We start from the raw sequence: 18520 nt of genomic DNA on the forward strand, positions 1-18520 counted from the left end.
CGTTGGCCGCCTCCTGCATCATATCGTGCCGGTCGGCGAAATTAACAGGCTTGGACGTGCCTGCGCACAACCCAAAGCCAATTGCGGCATGAATGCGGCATTCAGTTGCGGTTCAGCTTCCATCTCATATAAGCTCCATGCAAAGGGCGAAAATGCCTTGCGAAATGCAACAGAGGCGGTGGGAACACCGATATTGCAAAATGTGGAAGTCTCTCGTCGCTGCCGTCGCCATGCTCGCCGTGAGCGGCTCGGCCCATGCCGCCAGCGCGGTCAACAAGGACGCCGAGACCCGCACGCTGGTCGTGACGGAGGGCGGCAGCAAGACCGAACTCGCGCTGGCCGCCGGTGAAACCGTCGAGTTCTGCCAGAGCGGCTGCTTCGTTACCTTGCCCAATGGTGATCTTGAAGCCCTGACGGGTTCGGAAATCCTCGAGATTTCCGGCGGCGTCGCCCGCATCAAGTAATAACAAGGGCATAGTTGGAAAGGCCGGGCATTTGCTCGGCCTTTTATCGTTTCCGGTAGCAGTTACTTAACAATGGCGCCGGAAATACCTGTGCGGCAGCCGCCTGCAACCAGGCGTTTTAACGTTCGCTACGCTATACCCCGCTATACCAGCCCCAAGACGCCGAAACACGGTGCGCAACGAGATTCCGGTTTACCGGAAAACGGCGGCAGGGGCAGGACGTAGATGGATGCGCGGTCGGACAGGAACGCAATACCGCTTGCGGTCGATCTCGACGGCACGCTGATCGCGACCGACCTGTTGTGGGAGGGCTTGTTCCTTCTGCTCAAGAAGAATCCGCTCTACATCTTGCTGGTGCCGTTCTGGGCGGCCGCCGGGCCGGCGCGGCTGAAGCAGGCCATCGCGCAGCACATCGATATCGACCCCGCGTCGCTGCCTTATCGCGCGCCGCTGCTCGATCGGCTCCGCACTGAGCACGCCGAGGGCCGCAAGATCGTGCTGGCAACCGGCACGCCGCGTAAGTTCGCCGACGCCATTGCCTGCCACCTCGGGATCTTCGACCGGGTGCTGGCGACCGATGGTCTCGACAATCTCACCTCGGGCAAGAAGCGCGCCTCGCTGGTCGCTGCCTATGGCGATGGCGGCTTCGATTATGCCGGCAACAGCCACCACGACCTCCAGGTCTTCGACGCCGCGCGCAATGCAATCGTTGTCGCGCCCGACCGCCATGCCGCGCGCTGGCAGGCGGCGCATGGCGCCGAAACAATGCCGGCGCCAAAGCTGACCACGCGGACCATCGTCAAGATGCTGCGCGTGCACCAATGGCTGAAGAACTCGCTGATCGCCGTGCCGATGGTGCTGTCGCACGAATATTTCAATTCCAACATGATCTGGGAATGCCTGCTGGCGTTCATCTCGTTCAGCGCGGTGGCGTCGGCGATCTACATCCTCAATGATTTCTTCGACCTCGCGCTCGACCGCAAGCACGTTACCAAGCGCAACCGGCCGTTCGCCAGCGGCGCGCTGTCGATCCCGTTCGGTCTCGGCGCGATCGCGGTTCTGCTGGCGATCGGCATCGCCACCGGGCTCTTCCTGTCGCCCGAATTCCTGGCGGTGCTTGGCGGCTACATGGTCGTCACCACGGCCTATTCGCTGTCGTTCAAGCGCATGCTGCTGGTCGACGTGTTGACGCTGGCCGGGCTCTACACGATCCGCGTGATCGCCGGCGCGGCGGCGACCGGCGTCGACGTCTCGTTCTGGCTGCTCGCCTTCTCGATCTTCTTTTTCCTGTCATTGGCGCTGGTGAAGCGCTTCGTCGAACTTAGAACCACCGCCATCCCGCCCGGCGAACGCATTGCCGGCCGCGGCTATCGCACCGAAGACCAGGAGATCGTCGCCCAGGCCGGCATGGCGTCGGCCTTCTCCTCGGCGCTGGTGCTGGCGCTCTATATGGACAGTGTCGCGGTGCGCGAACTCTATCCGCATCCGTGGCTGATCTGGCCTCTGCCGCCGATCGTGCTTTACCTCACCATGCGTGTCTGGATCCTGGCACGCCGCGACGAGATGCATGACGACCCGGTCGTCTTCATCATCCGCGACTGGCGCAGCCAGATCGTGGTTCTGATCGGCGCGGTGCTGCTGGTCATCGGAGGCTGGTAGGCATGACCGAACATTTTCGGAGCTTCGGCCTCGTCACGCCGCCGACACCACGAGCGATCCACGCCGACGATGCCATCGCGCTGCTGAAGGGCGGCCAGGCGAAGGACGGATCGCTGCTCGCTTATGGCAATGGTCGTTCCTATGGCGATTCCTGCCAGAACCATGTCGGCGTGGTCGTCGACATGCGGAGCCTGGATCATATCCGCGCCTTCGACGCCGAGACCGGTGTGCTCGAAGCGGACGCGGGCGTGCTGCTTTCGGATATCATCGCGCATGCAGCACCCCATGGCTTCTTTCCAGCGGTGGTCCCGGGTACGCAATTCGTCACGCTCGGCGGCGCCATCGCCAATGACGTGCACGGCAAGAACCACCACCGGCGCGGTACGTTCGGCTGCCACGTCGAGAGCTTCACGCTGCTGCGCTCCGACGGCAAGACCTACCGCTGCTCGGCCGCGGACAATCCGCGCCTGTTTGCGGCGACCATTGGCGGCATGGGGCTGACCGGCCTGATCCTGTCGGCCTCGATCCGGCTGATGCGGGTGCAGTCGCTCGACATCGTCGAGAAGGCGACGCCGTTCCGCGATCTCGGCGAATTTTTCGATCTGGCCGCTGCGGCGGATCTGGCCAATGAATATGCGGTCGCCTGGATCGACCAGCTCGCCGGCGGCCGCGGCAGCGGGCGCGGGCTGCTGTTTACCGGCAATCACGCCGAGCATGGTTCACATGTGGCCTCGCGCGCCGGCCGCAATCTTTCCGTGCCGTTCCAGCCGCCGTTCAATGTGCTCAACCGGCCGTTCCTGGCCGCTTTCAATGCCGCCTACCGGTGGAAGAAGGGCCGGGCGACCGTGCCGCGCCAGACCAGCTACCACGGTTTTTTCTTTCCGCTCGACGGTATGCGCGACTGGAACCGGCTTTATGGCCCCAAGGGGCTGTTCCAGCACCAGAGCGTGGTGCCGGAACAGGCTGCGCGCATCGTCGTGCCGGAATTGCTCGCGGCTGCCCGGCAGGTCGGGCAGGCGTCGTTCCTCACCGTACTGAAACGCTTCGGTTCGATCCGCTCGCCGGCGCTGCTGTCGTTCCCCAGGCCAGGTTATACGCTGACGCTGGATTTCCCCAACCGAGGCGAAAAGACGTTGAGGCTGCTTGCCGTGCTCGACCGCATCACGGTCGAGGCGGGCGGGGCGGTCAACCCCTACAAGGATGCGCGCATGAGCGCTGCGACCTTCGCCGCCTCCTTCGCGGACTGGCCGAGGCTGGAGGCGCTGCGCGACCCCGCCTTCATGTCCGATTTCTGGGCGCGTACGGCCGGCAGCATCGACCTCAGACGGCGTGGCGCCGAAGCAGCCGAATAGATAAAATTGGAATAAATCGTGGTTAGCAAATAGTTAAATCTGAAGTTTACTCAAAACACTATCGTGAGTTCACGAAATCTTTTCAGGTTTGTATTAGTCGACGATACGGGCGGGTGATTTGGCATGAAATATATCGTCTTCATACTCTTTACGGTCATGACCAATGCCGCTGCGCAGCTTATGCTGAAGCAAGGCATGATGTCGCTTGGGCCGATCTCGTTCGAGGGCGTCAATCCGCTCGTCAAGCTCCTACAGATCGTCTTCAGCCCCTGGGTGTTCCTCGGCCTTTGCACCTTCGTCATTTCCATGGCGTCGCACCTCTATGTGCTGTCCAAGGTCGAGCTTTCCTTCGCCTATCCGTTCCTCAGCCTGGCTTATGTCGCTGTCGCCGTCTTCGCCTATTTCGTCTTCCGCGAGGATCTCAATGGATGGCGCATCGCCGGCATCGCCTTCATCTGCGTCGGCACGGTGCTGATTGCGCAAAGCGGGCGAGGGCATGAAGACCAGACCGCTTCCATCAAGATCCCTGCAAACGAGACCGTTCGATGAGACATGTGATTTTCGGCGGTGACGGCTTCGTCGGTCGTCACCTTGCCCCGAAGCTCGTGGCCGATGGCGAAGAGGTCGTCGTCGCCGATATCGTCAAGAGCGACCTGCCGCATTACCGCAACGTCCGGTTCGCCCGTTGCGACGTCACCGATCCTGCCTCGGTCGCCGCCGTCGGGCTGAAGGCCGACGACATGGTCTACAATCTGTCGGCCAAGATGCTGTCGCCGATCCAGGTGCGCGCCAAGCGGCACGATTTCTTCTTCCCGGTCAACTTCCATGGCACCGAGCACATCATGCAGGCCATGGACAAGGCAGGTGCCCCAAAACTTGTCCACTACACGACCGACATGATCTACGGCCACACGATCACCCAGCCGATGACCGAGGACCATCCGGTCGCGCCGCTCGGCGAATATGGCTGGTCGAAGCAGAAGACCGAGGAACTGGCCGCCGAATGGCGCCAGCGCGGCATGTCGATCTCGCTGTTCCGGCCGCGCCTGATCATCGGCCCCGGCCGGCTCGGCATCCTCGAAAAGCTGTTCAAGCTGATCGACTGGAACCTTCCGGTGCCGATGATCGGCTCGGGCAAAAACCCCTATCAGTTCATCTCGGTGTTCGACTGCGCCGAAGCCGCGCGCGCGGCCTGGAAGGCCGGGGTACCTGATGAGGCCTATAATCTCGGCTCGCTCAATCCGCCGCCGGTGAAGAAGCTGCTCGGCGACCTGATCCGGCATGCCGGGTCGAAGTCGCTGCTGATCCCGACGCCCGGCTGGGCGGTCAAGCGCACGCTCGATTTGCTCGACCTGATGAACATGCCGATCATGGACCCGGAGCAATATCTGATCGCCGACGAGGAGTGCGTGCTCGACGTGTTCAAGGCCGAGCGTCAGCTCGGCTGGGTGCCGCAATATCGCGACGAGGACATGCTGATCGCCGCCTACAGCGAATACCGCGCCAACAAGGCCGGTCCCGCCGTCGCCGCCAAACATGTGCCCGCCGAATAGCGGGTTCGCCAAGCAGTTCACGGCGCACGACGCTGGTCGTCAGCGCGGACAGGAGATTGAAATGACCGTCATGGCCAAGCCCGAACAGGCGAATGCGCGCACCCTGGTCAGCGCGCCGGCGCTGTCGCCCGCCACCATCGCCAAACCCGATCTGATCAGCGTCGAGCAGGCCAAGGCGATGGACGTTGCCCGCATGACCGATTTGTTCAAGGCGCATCTCAACCCCGGCCAGTTGCATTTCATGAAGTTGCTCGGCTTCCACAAGATCAAGATCGAGCGTGCCGAGGGCATGTTCTACATCGACCAGAACGGCCGCAAGATCCTCGATTTCTTCGGCGGCTTCGGTTCGTTGGCCTTCGGCCACAACCATCCGCGCATCCTCGAAGCACGCAAGAAGTTCCAGGAGGAGAAGCGCCAGGAGATCGCCATCGCCTTCATGTCGCAATACGCGGCTGCGCTCGCCCACAACATCGCCAAATGCTCACCCGGCGATCTCGACATGGTGTTTTTGGGGTCGTCCGGCTCCGAAGCGATGGAGGCGGCGGTGAAGCTTGCCGAACGCGCCGCCGGTCCGAAGCGGCCGAAGATCGTCTATGCCGAGAATTCCTTCCACGGCAAGACCAAGGGCGTGCTCGGCATTACCGATGGCCAGCTCTACCGCGCCGACTTCAAGGTGGCCGACAATACGGTGCGCATTCCCTTCGGTGACATCGAGGCGGTCGAGCGCCTGTTCCGCAGCGATCCAGAGGTCGGCGTCATCGTGCTCGAAACCATCCAGGGTGGCGGCGGCATCATCCAGGCAGAGGCGCAATACTGGCAGAAGCTGCGGGCGCTGTGCGATCAGCATGGCGTTCTGTGGGTCGCCGACGAAGTGCAGTGCGGCTATGGCCGCTCCGGCCGCTTCTATGCCTTCGAGCATTACGGCGTCGTTCCCGACGTGACGGCGTTGGCCAAGTCGCTCGGCGCCGGCAAGGCGGCGGTCGGCGCGATGATCGCGCGCCGCGAGGTCTACATGAAGGCCTATGGCACGCCGAAGACAGCGATGATCCATGCCATGGCGACCTTTGGCGGCATGGGCGAGGCCTGCGTCACCTCGATCGAAGGCCTAAACGTGCTCTATGACGAGGGGCTGATCGACAATGCCGCCGTCACCGGTGACTATCTGCTCGCCCGCCTCCAGGCGCTCAAGGACAAATATCCCAAGATCATCAAGGATGTGCGCGGCAAAGGCTTCATGATCGGGCTGGAGTTCCATGACTTCTCGCAGACCTTGCCGATGGTGCTGCGCCCGATCGTCAGTGTGCTCGACGACAAGCTGAAGGGCTCGCTGTCGGGTTTCGTCGGCGCGCTGCTGTTGCGCGACTACGACGTGCTCGTCGCCTTCACCGAGTACAATCGCAACGTCATCCGGCTCGAGCCGCCGCTGATCTGCCAGCGCGAGCATGTCGACCGCTTCGTCGATGCTCTCGACAGCCTGTTGTCGCGCGGCATCGTTTCGATCGTGAAGGACTTCGTCAAAAGCCAGGTTCGTTAAACGCAAAGTCCGTTGAGCATCCTCATGCTGACCAAGTCGCCCAGTCCGCAAAACCCGCTCGACCGGCTCGCCGACACCGGCCTGGCGTGGGGCGAGGGGACCTATGCGCGGCTGGCGGCACCGATCGGCGCGGCGGCGTTCGCCCTCTACGTGCTTCTGACCGCGTTCACGGCATGGGTAATGCCCGACGCTAATTGGGACATGCTGCCTTATCTCGCCATTGCCGAAGAGGGCACCTATCCCGATGCGCAGGCGCTGCATGATTACGCCTACAGCACGGTCAAAGCGGGCGTGTCGGCCGCAGAGTACAAGACGCTGACCGATGATGGCGGCGGCTTCCGCAGCCACATGACGGACAATGCCGCCGATTTCCATTCGCTGCTCGGCATGTACCGGATCAAGTTCCTCTATGCCGAAATCCTGTCGACGCTGAGCGCCGTGATGTCGCCGGTCGAGACGATGCGCCTGGTGCAGGTGTTCTCGGCGCTGCTGTTCGGCGTGATCACGCTGCTCTGGCTGCGCTGGGCAAAGGCCTTGGCCTTGGCACCGGTGATCGGCGCGGTGCTGATCATGGCTGATTTCGGCGATGCGGCGCGTGCCGCGACGCCGGATTTGCTGACGTCGGCACTGCTGCTCGGCGGGCTCTACGCCTATATGCGTGGCCGCGACGCGGCAACCGCGATCCTGCTCTTCCTCGCTTTCATGGTGCGGCCGGACAATATTGTTTTCCTTGCCATATTCGCTGTGCTTCTGGTCGTGTTCCGGCAGAGGGCATGGGGCGCGCTGGCCGGCTTTGCCGCGTCCTTCGTCGCCTATTTCGCCATTTCGCATTGGGCGCATCATCCCGGCTGGTGGCCGCATCTGTGGTTCTCCAGCATCGAGCAGCACTACAATATGGACGGGTTCGAGCCGGCGTTCTCGGTCACCGCCTATCTCAAGGCGTTCGCCGCATCGCTGCTGCGCGCTGTCAATCTCAACAGCTGGGTCGGCGTTTCGGTGCTGGCACTGGCCGGCTGGTTCGCCGCCGGCCGAGCCGGTGTTCGTCTCGACCGTCGTGCCGGTATCCTGTTCGCGGCCCTGGTGCTGGGTGCGCTGGCGAAGTTCACCGTGTTTCCGATCCACGACACCCGCATCTATTTCCCGCATCTGATCCCGCCCTTCCTGCTGCTGGCGACGCCGTTCATGGCGCTGTGGGCAGTATCGGTTCGTGGCCAACAGAGCGTGGCCTTGCAAATCATTCCCGGAGACAAGCCATGAGTTCGCTATCCAGCCTGGCGCGCACCGTCTTGTCGCTCGGTCTTCCCTCTGGCCTGCTCGATCGCGGGCCGTCGCTGCGCGGCACGAAATTCCTCGCCAAGGCGGCGCTGACAGCGCGCTTCGGTGGAGCAGGGCGACCGTTCCAGATGGTCAATGTCGGCGCCTGCGACGGTGCGCTGTTCGACGATGTCACACCGTGGCTGCACAAGATTTCCGGCGCCCGCGCCATGCTGGTCGAGCCGATCCCGTACAATCAGAAGCGGCTGCGCGCCAACTATCCCGATACCGACCGTTTCATCATCGAGCCGGTGGCGGTCACCAGGACCAAGGGCACGATCACCGTTCACACTTTCGACGCCGCGGCCCTCGAGGCCGGCACGCTACCGATCGAGTTCATCGGCTGCTCTTCGGTCACCGACACCAATCTGATGTCGGGCAAGAATGCCTGGGGCGAGACCGACGCCAACTTCAACAAATTCGCACCGCACCTGAAGGACATCGAAGTGCCTTCGGAAACGCTGCAGACGCTGCTCGACCGCAACGGCATCGACCATATCGACGCATTCCTGGTCGATTGCGAAGGCGCGGACTGGATTGTCTTCGAGCAGCTCGACCTCAAGCGCTACCGCCCGGGCATGATCAAGGTCGAGGTTGGCGCGCTGCCCGCCACGGAGATCGGCCAGGTCGTGGTCAAGCTGAAGACGGCAGGCTATCAGGTCGGCTTCCAGGCCGAGGATATCTGGGCATTCGGCTGAGATAAGCGCGTTCGACGGTCCGCTTGTGGGTTGGGTCGCGCCGTACCTGCGGCGTGTCGCAAACAGGCGGTAGCTCAATCATCGTCCTCTGCATATTGTGCGCCATTCGAACGGGCGCCGGCGCGCCCGCTTTATCATCTTGGAGTCGCGGGCAATGGCAGAGTTTCCGAAAAAAGCGAAGGTCGTCATCATTGGCCTCGGCGGCATCGTCGGCGCATCGATCGCGCATCACCTGATCGAACGCGGCTGGGACGACATTGTCGGCATCGACAAGTCCGGTATCCCGACCGACATTGGCTCGACCGCGCACGCCTCCGACTTCTGTTACACTACCAGCCACGATTTCCTGTCCTGCTGGACGACGCTCTATTCCATCGATTTCTATGAGAAGATGGGCCATTACGCGCGCATCGGCGGCCTCGAAGTCGCCCGTGTCGGCGACGACGGCCGCATGGACGAGATCAAGCGCAAGATCGCTTCGGCGAAGGCCTTCGGCACACGCGCGCGCCTGATCGAACCGGCCGAGATCAAGGAAAAATTCCCGCTGATCGAGCAGGACATGGTGCAGGGTGGCCTGTGGGATCCGGATGCCGGCCTCGTCATTCCGCGCTCGCAGACCGTTGCCGGCAAGCTCGTCGACCAGGCGGAAGCCTCGGGCAAGCTGAAATCCTTCGCCAATACGCCGGCCAAGTCGCTCGTGGTCAAGGATGGCCGCATCAGCGCCGTGGTGACCGATCGCGGTACGATCGAAGCCGACTATGTCATCGTCTGCGCCGGCATCTGGGGCCGGCTGATTGCGGAAATGGTCGGCGAGGACCTGCCGGTCATGCCGATCGACCATCCGCTGACTTTCTTCGGCCCCTACAATGAGTTCGCCGGCACCGGCAAGGAGATCGGCTGGCCGCTGCTGCGCGACCAGGGCAACTCGGCCTATATGCGCGATACCGGCGATCCCAAGACCGCCGAGGGCGGCCAGATCGAATGGGGCTATTACGAAGAAAACAACCCGCGCCTCTGCCATCCACGCGACCTGCTTGAGAAGAATGAAGCGCGGCTGTCGCCGTCGCAGCGCGACCTCGACATGGAGCAGATCCTGGCGCCGCTCGAACGCGCGATGGAACTGACGCCGATCCTCGGCGAACTCGGCTACAACGAAAGCCATTCCTTCAACGGCCTGTTGCAAGTCACCGCCGATGGCGGCCCGTCGATGGGCGAAAGCCAGAAGGTGAGGGGCCTCTGGTATGCCGTCGCCATCTGGGTCAAGGACGGCCCAGGCATGGGTAAGCTGATCGCCGACTGGATGACCGACGGCCGCACGGAGATCGACCATCACGCCATCGACTATGCGCGCTTCTATCCGCACCAGACCAAGGAACAGTTCATCTGGGATCGCTGCACCGAGACGGCGATGAAGGTCTACAATCCGGCCGTGCATCCGCGCGAGCCATTCTCCAAGGGCCGCAACATCAGGCGCTCGCCGTTCTGGGAGCGCGAGAAAGAGCTCGGCGGCTATTTCATGGAACTTGGCGGCTGGGAGCGTGCGCATGGTTACGCCGCCAACGAGCACCTGCTGGAAAAGTACGGCAACCGGGTGCCTGTGCGCGAGAACGAGTGGGACAACCGCCATTTCTGGCGCGTCTCCAATGCCGAACATCTGGCGATGAGCGAGGATTGCGGCATCGTCAACCTCTCGCACTTCTCGATGTATGACGTCGAGGGACCGGACCATGTGGCGCTGCTGGAGTGGCTGTGCGCGGCGAAGATCGGCGGCGACAACAACATCGGCAAGGGCATCTACACCCACTTCCTGGACGAGGAAGGCATGGTACGCGCTGACTTCACCGTGATCCGCATGGCCGACCGCTGCCGAGTGATCGATGGCGCCGACGCCGGTCCGCGCGATTTCCGCTATATGCAGCGAACCGCGCAGGACAAAGGCTTTGACGCGACGATCACCGACGTCACGGAGAAATACGTCACGATCGGCATCTGGGGGCCGAATGCCCGCGTCACCTTGCAGAAGGTGGTCGAAAACCCCGAGGGCCTTTCGCCCGAGAATTTCCCCTTCGCGGCGATCAAGCCGGTCAGGATCGGCGGCAAGGATGTCACAGCGTTCCGCATCTCCTATGTCGGCGAGCAAGGTTGGGAACTGCATATGCGTTACGAGGACGGGCTTGCCGTATGGGACGCGCTGCGCTCGACCGGCGTCATGCCGTTCGGCGTCGAGACCTATGCCAATACGCGGCGCATGGAAAAGAGCCTGCGGCTGCAGAACGCCGACCTTCTGACCGAGTACAATCTGCTCGAAGCTGATCTCGCCCGTCCGAAGGTCAAGGAGAACGATTTCTGCGGCAAGGCCAAGCATGTCGAATACCGGGCCCGTGAGCACCAACCGGCGACCTTGTGCACGCTGGTGATGACGGAGAACACCGATTCCAAGGGCGTGGCGCGTTATCCCGTCGGCATCATGCCGGTGCTGGATCCCGCCACTGGAGAGACGCTGGTCGACGAACTCGGCCGCCGCTCCTTCACCACTTCGGTTGCCTATGGCCCGACCATCGGCAAGAACATCGCGCTCGCCTACCTGCCGCACGCGTATGCACAGGAAGGCCGCAAGCTCAATGTCGAGTATTTCGGCGAGACTTATCCGGTCGAAGTGGCCGGTGTCGGCTACAAGCCGCTCTACGATCCGGAGAATTTGAAGCCCCGCAGCTGATCTTGAGCCGAGAGTGGATTGATTGCAAAAGCCTGGCTTCTAGCCGGGCTTTTGTCTTTTTAAGCGCGCGGTTTTCGCTTACCCTTACGGCATGTCTGCTTGTTCCCGCGCAAGACATCTCCTTTCCGCCTGCGCCGCGCTGGCGTTGATGCTGTGGCTGGCGCCGGGATCGCGCGCGGACGAGCCGGTCGATGTCGAGCTGGTGCTGGCGGTCGATGTTTCGCTATCGATGTCGGCGGACGAGCTCGAGATCCAGCGTCACGGCTACGCGGCGGCGCTGACGCATGAGAATGTGCTGCGGGCGATCGCCGACGGCGCCTATGGCAAGATCGCCGTCACCTATGTCGAATGGGCCGGCACCACATGGCAGAAGGTCATCGTGCCATGGACGGTGATTGCCAGCCGGGCCGATGCGGAAAAAGTGGTGGCGCAACTCGATGCCCATCCTCCCGACAGCGCGCGGCGCACGTCGATCTCCGGCGCGATGGAGTTCGGTGCCGATCTGTTCGCCGAAAGCGGCTACCAGGGAACCAAGCGTGTCATCGACATTTCCGGCGACGGACCCAACAATCAGGGTGCGCCGGTCAATCTCACCCGCGATGACGTGGTCAGGCAAGGCATCGTCATCAACGGCCTGCCGCTGATGACCCGGGGCGGCTTTTCCGGCGCGTACGACGTCAACGATCTCGACCGCTACTACAGCGACTGCGTCATCGGCGGCCCTGGCGCCTTCATGATCCCGGTCAACGACTGGACGCAATTTCCCGAAGCCATCCGCCGCAAGCTGGTGCTCGAACTCGCCGGTCCGGCGTCACCGCAATGGGCGGTGGAGGAGGCGGATCATCCGCCAGTGGTGCTGGCGCAGGACAAGCCGCCCGCCGACTGCCAGATCGGCGAGAAAATGTGGCGCAACCGCAGCTGGATGTTGGACAGCCGCTAACGCTCTTTGCGCACCGAGCATGGCCTTTGCCGAAAGCCTTTTGTCCCTTTCAAGCTTGCCTGTTGGCTGCGAGAATATCAAACGGTGGAGACCAACACTGCTATGCAATGAAGCTGGTAGGCGCGCTTTGACGGGGCGCGGTAGTGTGCTGAGAATTCTACACCGGGAGAGCGAGTCCGCTTATGCCGAAAATGCCCCAGGCAGGCCAGCGCCTGAACCTTTCATCGATCAAAGCAGTAGCTCACAAACCGATAGTTGTTGAGCGATCCGGCGAATACTGTCGAATACGCACCTTACGGCCAGACGAGGTGAACAAACGGATCGAAGGCTGGCTCGCCGACCCGGCTGTAGCAGCCGGGTTGAATATGCCCGGTACAGTGCTCAGCACAGAGGCGTTTCGAGCGTATGTCGCGAGTTTCGACAATGTGCGGCGCATGTTGCTGGCAATCCGTACCAAGAGCGACGAGCCTATTGGCTTGATCATGGCAGAGATTGATCAAAGGCACCGCGTCGGATCATTGCATCTCATCGTTGGGGACATCGCCCATCGACGGCTCCAAATTTCGTTCGAAGCAGTCACGCTTGCGATCTGGCACATGTTTTCTGAGCGCGGCCTGCAAAAGCTGATGTTTGAGCCGCTGTCCCGCAATCAAGCGGCGGTTACTGCTTGCCGACTTGGGATGTTACGCCAAGAGGGCGAATTGCGGTCCCACCGTCTAGACGCCAAGACGGGAGAAAGGCTCGATCAACTGATCTTCGCACTGACGATCGATGAGTTTAAGAGCCGCGTGCGTGTTGCGGCCAAACTTCCCATTTTCGAAGGACCCGGCCTTGCCAAGGAGTTCGTGCGAGAAACCGCGAGATCGTTTGGCCGTAAGCAGAACTAAAACCGGTAGGAAATCCCAAAATTCAGGGTTCCGAAACGCGGTTTGAAATCAATTGAATTCGCTACCTCGACCTTGTCGAACAGATATTCGACATATTCCGTTTTGAAAGACCATTTTGGAGCGAAGGCGTACTCAAAACCCGCTCCAAATGCCCCGCCGACACGCGTTTTGTTCACGGTATCCGCGCCCACAATAAACAAATCCGATGACGTCTTGATGCGGGTAACTGCGACACCAGCCGTTCCGTACAACAACAATTGGTCCGAAGCTAGCAAGCCAGCGCGTGCTCTGGCAGAAGCGACCCAATCGAGATCATAAGTATACGAATTTGTTTTGCCACCAAATATCGGATCTTCGGCAGTCTGGCTGTGGAAACCAAGGAAGTCAAAGCTCGCCACGCCGCCGTAAACAAACTGGCCAGATTGCCAATCGTGACCGACGAAGACACCGCCGACAAACGCAGTATCGTTGAAGTCAGAACCGCCGACGACATTACCACCGCTAAAGCCCGGGTGCGAAAATCCTGCGCCAATTTCAGCGCCGGCATAATAGCCCGTCCAGTCAACGTTTTGGGCATCTGCTGGTGCTGTCAGAGCGACGAGAGCCACCGATGCGTAGAATATTTTAAACATGTGTCGACCCCGCGATGGGGTCGCTTGTAGGCGTATATCATTGAAAATGCTGTAGTAATATCGTCACAGTCTGGACACCTTTTTTGGACTGGTTCCTTGCCTGGGAAAGCGTTCCAGGCCAGCCATTTCACGGGCGAAAACGCGGCTAACATGAGTGGAGCGTCATGACAAAGACCGCCGGTTGGATACGTCCAGAGACGGGTCGTCCCAACGTGGCCTCTGTGACGGTCCGGATGCTCCTTCCGCTGCGCTGCGGGTTTCAAGTGCCTCAGTCGCCCCTGGTTATTGGCCTGTCCGACCGAAGCATTGGCAAAACGGCCGGACCGCGCTATCCAGCCGGTGGGGGCCGCGGTCGAACCGAGGAAACATCAGATGAAACGCCTTGCCATCCTGACTGCTGTCGCGTCCGTGCTTTTTACCGGCGGCGCCAGCGCCCAATATGACGACCAGCCTGCCTGCGTCATGTTCGAGCATGTGAATTTTCGTGGGCGGTCGATCGAAATGGGCCCCGACGATTCGGTGAATTTTCGTGGCGGCCAGTTCTGGAACGACCGCGTGTCGTCTGTATTCGTTCGCCGCGGCTGCACGCTCGTTGCCTATGAGGATACGAATATGAGGGGTGAATCGATCGAGATCAGGCGCCGGGCTCGCGAGCTGGGCGGTGACTGGAACGACCGCATCTCGTCGGCCGAGTGCTATTGCGACGGTTATTGACCGCGCCGGGGCTGCAGCCTCGCCAAGCGTCGGCGACAAGGCGGCCCAACGACGTTGCCGCCGAACACGTTCCTGTTGATTGACAAGCCGATTGGCGTCTGTGAACAATTTCCCCCAGAGAAACAAAAGGGGAACCGACATGAACAGGATCGCCGTACTTGCCGTAACCTTGACGCTTGCCGCCGGCCTGTCCGCGCCGGTGATGGCCGCCACTTCGGTCACCATCGGCATCAGCGGCTGGACCGGTTTTGCGCCGCTGACGCTTGCCAAGCAGGCAGGCCTCTTCGAGAAGCACGGCCTCGACGTGACCTTGAAGAAGGTGCCGCAAGCCAGCCGTCCGCTCGCCATCGCCAGCGGCGACCTGCAATGCGCAGCCACAACAGTCGAGACCTGGTTGGTGTGGAACGCCAGCGGGGTGACGACCAAGCAGATCTTCCAGCTCGACAAATCCTATGGGGCCGACGGCATTGTCGTGCGCAACGACATCAAGAGCGTCGCCGATCTCAAGGGCAAGAATGTCGCCTCCTCGGCGCCCGGCACGTCGCCCTATTTCCTGCTGGCCTGGGTGCTGAACAAGAACGGCATGTCGACCAAGGACGTCACCGTCGTCAATCTGGAGCCGGACGCGGCGGCGCAGGCCTTCCTTGCGGGTCAGAACGACGCGGCGGTCACCTATGAGCCGTTCATCTCCGCCGTGCGCGACAAGGCCGACCAGGGCCACATCCTGGCGACCACGCTCGACTATCCGATGGTGCTCGACACGGTCGGCTGCACTCCAGAATTCCTCAAGGCCAATCCCGACGCCGCCAAGGCGCTCGCCGACAGCTATTTCGACGCGCTCGACCTGATCAAGAAGGATCCGCAAAAATCCTACGAGATCATGGGTGCCGATGTGAAACAGTCGGCCAAGGAATTCGAGGATTCGGCGAAGTACCTGAAGTGGGCTGACAAGGCCGCCAACAAGGAGTTCTTCACCAAGGAATTCCCGGACTTTTCCAAGACGGCGGGCGACCTGCTGTTGCAGATGGGGCTGATCAAGCAAGCGCCCGATGTCACCACGCTGGCCGACACCAGCGCGGTGGCGAACTGATCGCCCGGCAGGCTTTTGCCCATCAGGCGGCGGTGCCTGGCGCCACCGCCTTTTCCTGGACAAGCGACCATTTGATGGGGACCATGTGAAGATGCGCCCCTTGCATCCAGTCTCGCCGGGCATGCGAACCATGCTCGGCATTTCCTTCTTTGTGCTGTTTATTGCCTTCTGGGCCTGGATCACGCTTGGCGGCCACGTCAATCGCATCTTCCTCGCCGACCCGCTGTCGATGCTCAGGGACGGCTGGAGGCTGCTGGTCGAGGACCGTTTCTGGCTCGACATATTGATCACGATCTGGCGGGTCTTCGGCGGCTTTGTGCTGGCGTCGGTGGTCGCGGTGCCTATCGGCATCGCCATGGGCGCCTGGAAGCCGGTGGAGGCCTTCCTGGAACCCTTCGTCTCCTTTGCCCGCTATCTGCCGGCCTCGGCCTTCATTCCGCTGCTCATCCTGTGGGCAGGCATTGGCGAGCTGGAAAAGTTGCTGGTCATCTTCGTCGGTTCGGTCTTCCAGATCATCCTGATCGTCGCCGTCAAGGTCGGGTCCACTCGGCGCGATCTGGTCGAGGCCGCCTATACGCTGGGCTCGACCAACAACGGCATCGTCAAACGGGTGATCATGCCGGCCAATGCGCCCGAAATCGCCGAGACGCTGCGGCTGGTGCTGGGCTGGGCGTGGACCTATGTCATCGTCGCCGAGCTGATCGGCTCGTCGTCAGGCATCGGCTACATGATCATCAACAGCCAGTCGCGGCTGGCGACCGGACAGATCATCTTCGGCATCATCGTCATCGGCCTGATCGGGCTGTTGTCCGATTTCGCTTTCAAGGCCTTCAACCGCTGGCTCTTTCCGTGGAGCCTGGCGTGAGCAAGCTTCTCATCGAGGGCGTATCGCGCACCTTTGCGGGCGTGCGTGGGGGGCAGCCGGTCAAGGCGCTGATGCCGGTCGACCTGGCGGTCGCCGCCAATGATTTCATCACCATTCTGGGGCCGTCCGGTTGCGGAAAGTCGACGCTGTTGAGGATCGTCGCCGGTCTCGAAGCGCCGAGCGAGGGCCGCGTGCTGCTCGGCGGCAAGGCGGTGATCCGGCCAGGACCGGACCGCGGCATGGTTTTTCAGTCCTATACGCTGTTTCCCTGGCTGACGGTCGCGGAAAACATCGCCTTCGGCCTGCGGGAACGCGGCATGGCGCAAAAGGAAATGGACGGCATTGTCGCGTCCTATGTCGATCTTGTCGGGCTGAAAGGGTTCGAGAACCATTGGCCAAAGCAGCTTTCCGGCGGCATGCAGCAGCGTACGGCGATTGCCCGTGCGCTGGCCAACGATCCGGAGATCCTGCTGCTGGACGAACCGTTTGGCGCGCTCGACAACCAGACGCGCGGGCTGATGCAGGAGCTGTTGCTCGGCATCTGGGAGCGGCGCAAGAAGACGGTGCTGTTCGTCACCCACGACATCGAGGAGGCAATCTTCATGGCCTCGCGCGTCATCGTGATGACCGCGCGGCCCGGCCGCATCAAATCGGATGTCGCCGTCGACCTGCCGCATCCGCGCCACTACACGCTGAAGACCAGTCCGGAATTCTCGGCGCTGAAGGCGCGGCTGACCGAGGACATCCGGGTCGAGGCGATGCGCACGGCGCAGGGCCAGCCGGCCGAGGCCTGATCCGGAGCGTTCGGATCAGGCCGCCAGCAGTTGCTTGCGGTCGACACGCTCCTGCTGCGGCGAACGGGCGTAGAGCTCGCGGTAGCATTTGGAGAAATGCGAGGCCGAGACGAAGCCGCAGGCAACCGCCACCTCGACCACCGGCATCGAGGACTGGATCAAGAGATGCCTGGCGCGGTCGAGCCGGATCTCCAGATAGTAGCGGGCAGGAGAGCGTCCCATCTCGGTGCGGAACAGCCGCTCGATCTGGCGGCGCGACAGGTCGACATGGTCGGCGATCTCGATCAGCGACAGGGGCTCGGAGAGATTGCCTTCCATCAGTTCGATGATGGTCAGCACCTTCGAGTTCTGCACGCCAAGGCGGGCACGCAGCGGCAGGCGCTGGCGATCGGTCGGGCTGCGCACGCGGTCGGTCAGCACCTGCTCGCAGACCCGGTTGACGAGGCTTTCGTCGAAATCGTCGCCGATCAGCTTCAGCATCATGTCGAGCGCGGCGGTGCCGCCGGCGCAGGTGTAGACGTTCTGGTCGATCTCGAACAGGTCGGCAAAGACGTTGGCCTTTGGAAACGCCTCGGAAAAGCCCGGCAGGTTTTCCCAATGGATGGCGCAGCGCTTGTTGGACAAGAGGCCGGCGGCGGCAAGGATGTGCGCGCCGGTGCACAGGCCGCCAACGGCGACGCCGCGATTATATTCCTCGCGCAGCCAGGCGAAGGCCGACTTGTTCTGGTAGCGCTCGACATTGATGCCGCTGCAGACGATGGCCATGTTCGGCCGCTCGGGTCCGGCCATCTTCTTGCGCTCTTCCTCCAGCGAGGTGTTGACCGCGCATTCGACGCCGTTCGAGGCGCGCACGGGCTTGCCGTCGATGCTGGCGAGGCGCCAGCAATAGGCCTCGTAGCCGAGCATTCGATTGGCCGAGCGCAGCGGATCGAGCGCGGTCGCAAAAGCGATCATGGTGAAATCGGGGACAAGGAAGAACACAAACGATCGCTTGATCGGATGCTTGACGGCGTTCACGGGGAACCTCATCTGGCCATGGCGCGAACAGGATGTCGCGAATAGCATAGCGACATCAGGAAAAACCTTGCCTGTCAATCGGCTACGCTGCCTTGGCGAGACAAAATTTGCGACATGGTCGCAAATGGGCAATTGCTGTGCGCCAATGCATCGGGAAGATGGTCAGGGGATCGGCGGCAACTGTTCGCGCGACGGGCTAATGCGCAAAGGCAAAACAAAAACGCCGCGTTGGCTGGAGCCGGGCGGCGTTACAGTTTTAAAGCAGCGGCAGGGAGGCGCTGCCTGGAAAAA

The 18520-nt window shown here is 61.9% G+C and carries 17 protein-coding genes; 15 read left to right on the forward strand and 2 right to left on the reverse strand.

The features are described 5' to 3' along the window. The first annotated feature begins 200 nt into the window (after positions 1–200). From EB233_RS16890 to EB233_RS16940, 11 genes are all read left to right on the forward strand, one after another. Positions 201–464 carry a hypothetical protein gene (locus EB233_RS16890; RefSeq protein ID WP_027051313.1) on the forward strand — a complete coding sequence of 88 codons (264 nt, stop codon included), beginning with the start codon at positions 201–203 and terminating at the stop codon, positions 462–464. Positions 465–689: 225 nt separating this feature from the next. Beyond that, entirely contained in the window at positions 690–2123 is a 1434-nt protein-coding gene (locus EB233_RS16895; RefSeq protein WP_064988329.1) for a UbiA family prenyltransferase, read from the forward strand. A 2-nt stretch (positions 2124–2125) separates the two neighbouring features. Beyond that, positions 2126–3475 (forward strand): FAD-binding oxidoreductase, encoded by a 1350-nt coding sequence (locus EB233_RS16900; protein ID WP_064988330.1) that lies wholly within the window; start codon positions 2126–2128, stop codon positions 3473–3475. A 123-nt stretch (positions 3476–3598) separates the two neighbouring features. Then, positions 3599–4024 carry an EamA family transporter gene (locus EB233_RS16905; RefSeq protein ID WP_064988331.1) on the forward strand — a complete coding sequence of 142 codons (426 nt, stop codon included), beginning with the start codon at positions 3599–3601 and terminating at the stop codon, positions 4022–4024. Then, on the forward strand, positions 4021–5028 hold the full coding sequence (locus tag EB233_RS16910) for an NAD-dependent epimerase/dehydratase family protein (protein WP_064988332.1): 1008 nt from the start codon (positions 4021–4023) through the stop codon (positions 5026–5028). Before EB233_RS16905 ends, EB233_RS16910 begins: the two co-directional genes overlap by 4 nt. A 61-nt stretch (positions 5029–5089) precedes the next feature. After that, complete coding sequence (locus EB233_RS16915; protein ID WP_064988333.1) at positions 5090–6562, forward strand: aspartate aminotransferase family protein; 1473 nt, start codon at positions 5090–5092, stop codon at positions 6560–6562. 24 nt (positions 6563–6586) lie between these two features. Beyond that, entirely contained in the window at positions 6587–7819 is a 1233-nt protein-coding gene (locus tag EB233_RS16920; RefSeq protein WP_064988808.1) for a glycosyltransferase 87 family protein, read from the forward strand. After that, positions 7816–8574 (forward strand): FkbM family methyltransferase, encoded by a 759-nt coding sequence (locus EB233_RS16925; RefSeq protein WP_064988334.1) that lies wholly within the window; start codon positions 7816–7818, stop codon positions 8572–8574. Before EB233_RS16920 ends, EB233_RS16925 begins: the two co-directional genes overlap by 4 nt. Positions 8575–8728: 154 nt before the next feature. Continuing rightward, complete coding sequence (locus EB233_RS16930; RefSeq protein WP_064988335.1) at positions 8729–11290, forward strand: GcvT family protein; 2562 nt, start codon at positions 8729–8731, stop codon at positions 11288–11290. A 91-nt stretch (positions 11291–11381) separates the two neighbouring features. Next, the gene (locus EB233_RS16935; protein WP_064988336.1) at positions 11382–12230 is read left to right on the forward strand and encodes a DUF1194 domain-containing protein; all 849 of its coding nucleotides are present in this window, start codon (positions 11382–11384) and stop codon (positions 12228–12230) included. 182 nt (positions 12231–12412) lie between these two features. Further along, complete coding sequence (locus EB233_RS16940; protein WP_064988337.1) at positions 12413–13117, forward strand: GNAT family N-acetyltransferase; 705 nt, start codon at positions 12413–12415, stop codon at positions 13115–13117. Here EB233_RS16940 and EB233_RS16945 read toward each other — a convergent pair. Further along, positions 13114–13749, reverse strand: a complete 636-nt coding sequence (locus EB233_RS16945; protein ID WP_064988338.1) for an outer membrane protein — start codon at positions 13747–13749, stop codon at positions 13114–13116. The genes EB233_RS16940 and EB233_RS16945 overlap by 4 nt on opposite strands. A gap of 372 nt (positions 13750–14121) precedes the next feature. Here EB233_RS16945 and EB233_RS16950 point away from each other — a divergent pair, with 372 nt between their 5' ends. From EB233_RS16950 to EB233_RS16965, 4 genes are all read left to right on the forward strand, one after another. Then, the gene (locus EB233_RS16950; RefSeq protein WP_027051325.1) at positions 14122–14463 is read left to right on the forward strand and encodes a peptidase inhibitor family I36 protein; all 342 of its coding nucleotides are present in this window, start codon (positions 14122–14124) and stop codon (positions 14461–14463) included. A 139-nt stretch (positions 14464–14602) separates the two neighbouring features. Then, on the forward strand, positions 14603–15553 hold the full coding sequence (locus EB233_RS16955; RefSeq protein ID WP_064988339.1) for an ABC transporter substrate-binding protein: 951 nt from the start codon (positions 14603–14605) through the stop codon (positions 15551–15553). Between the two features lie 91 nt (positions 15554–15644). Beyond that, entirely contained in the window at positions 15645–16418 is a 774-nt protein-coding gene (locus EB233_RS16960) for an ABC transporter permease (protein ID WP_064988340.1), read from the forward strand. Next, on the forward strand, positions 16415–17212 hold the full coding sequence (locus EB233_RS16965; RefSeq protein ID WP_064988809.1) for an ABC transporter ATP-binding protein: 798 nt from the start codon (positions 16415–16417) through the stop codon (positions 17210–17212). Before EB233_RS16960 ends, EB233_RS16965 begins: the two co-directional genes overlap by 4 nt. A gap of 15 nt (positions 17213–17227) precedes the next feature. On the opposite strand, the gene EB233_RS16970 is transcribed toward EB233_RS16965, so the two are convergent. Beyond that, positions 17228–18241 carry a GlxA family transcriptional regulator gene (locus EB233_RS16970; RefSeq protein ID WP_425487707.1) on the reverse strand — a complete coding sequence of 338 codons (1014 nt, stop codon included), beginning with the start codon at positions 18239–18241 and terminating at the stop codon, positions 17228–17230. Between the last annotated feature and the right edge of the window lie 279 nt (positions 18242–18520).

The sequence above is a fragment of the Mesorhizobium erdmanii genome (assembly GCF_013170725.1).
Classification (GTDB): Bacteria; Pseudomonadota; Alphaproteobacteria; order Rhizobiales; family Rhizobiaceae; genus Mesorhizobium; species Mesorhizobium erdmanii.

Bases quoted from the DNA above. Each gene is read 5' to 3' on its own strand.
- EB233_RS16895 (WP_064988329.1), top strand. From the start codon at position 690: ATGGATGCGCGGTCGGACAGGAACGCAATACCGCTTGCGGTCGATCTC.
- EB233_RS16900 (WP_064988330.1), top strand. From the start codon at position 2,126: ATGACCGAACATTTTCGGAGCTTCGGCCTCGTCACGCCGCCGACACCA.
- EB233_RS16920 (WP_064988808.1), top strand. From the start codon at position 6,587: ATGCTGACCAAGTCGCCCAGTCCGCAAAACCCGCTCGACCGGCTCGCC.
- EB233_RS16940 (WP_064988337.1), top strand. From the start codon at position 12,413: ATGCCGAAAATGCCCCAGGCAGGCCAGCGCCTGAACCTTTCATCGATC.
- EB233_RS16930 (WP_064988335.1), top strand. From the start codon at position 8,729: ATGGCAGAGTTTCCGAAAAAAGCGAAGGTCGTCATCATTGGCCTCGGC.
- EB233_RS16950 (WP_027051325.1), top strand. From the start codon at position 14,122: ATGAAACGCCTTGCCATCCTGACTGCTGTCGCGTCCGTGCTTTTTACC.
- EB233_RS16945 (WP_064988338.1), bottom strand. From the start codon at position 13,749: ATGTTTAAAATATTCTACGCATCGGTGGCTCTCGTCGCTCTGACAGCA.
- EB233_RS16935 (WP_064988336.1), top strand. From the start codon at position 11,382: ATGTCTGCTTGTTCCCGCGCAAGACATCTCCTTTCCGCCTGCGCCGCG.
- EB233_RS16960 (WP_064988340.1), top strand. From the start codon at position 15,645: ATGCGCCCCTTGCATCCAGTCTCGCCGGGCATGCGAACCATGCTCGGC.
- EB233_RS16955 (WP_064988339.1), top strand. From the start codon at position 14,603: ATGAACAGGATCGCCGTACTTGCCGTAACCTTGACGCTTGCCGCCGGC.
- EB233_RS16925 (WP_064988334.1), top strand. From the start codon at position 7,816: ATGAGTTCGCTATCCAGCCTGGCGCGCACCGTCTTGTCGCTCGGTCTT.
- EB233_RS16910 (WP_064988332.1), top strand. From the start codon at position 4,021: ATGAGACATGTGATTTTCGGCGGTGACGGCTTCGTCGGTCGTCACCTT.
- EB233_RS16970 (WP_425487707.1), bottom strand. From the start codon at position 18,241: ATGAGGTTCCCCGTGAACGCCGTCAAGCATCCGATCAAGCGATCGTTT.
- EB233_RS16915 (WP_064988333.1), top strand. From the start codon at position 5,090: ATGACCGTCATGGCCAAGCCCGAACAGGCGAATGCGCGCACCCTGGTC.
- EB233_RS16890 (WP_027051313.1), top strand. From the start codon at position 201: ATGTGGAAGTCTCTCGTCGCTGCCGTCGCCATGCTCGCCGTGAGCGGC.
- EB233_RS16905 (WP_064988331.1), top strand. From the start codon at position 3,599: ATGAAATATATCGTCTTCATACTCTTTACGGTCATGACCAATGCCGCT.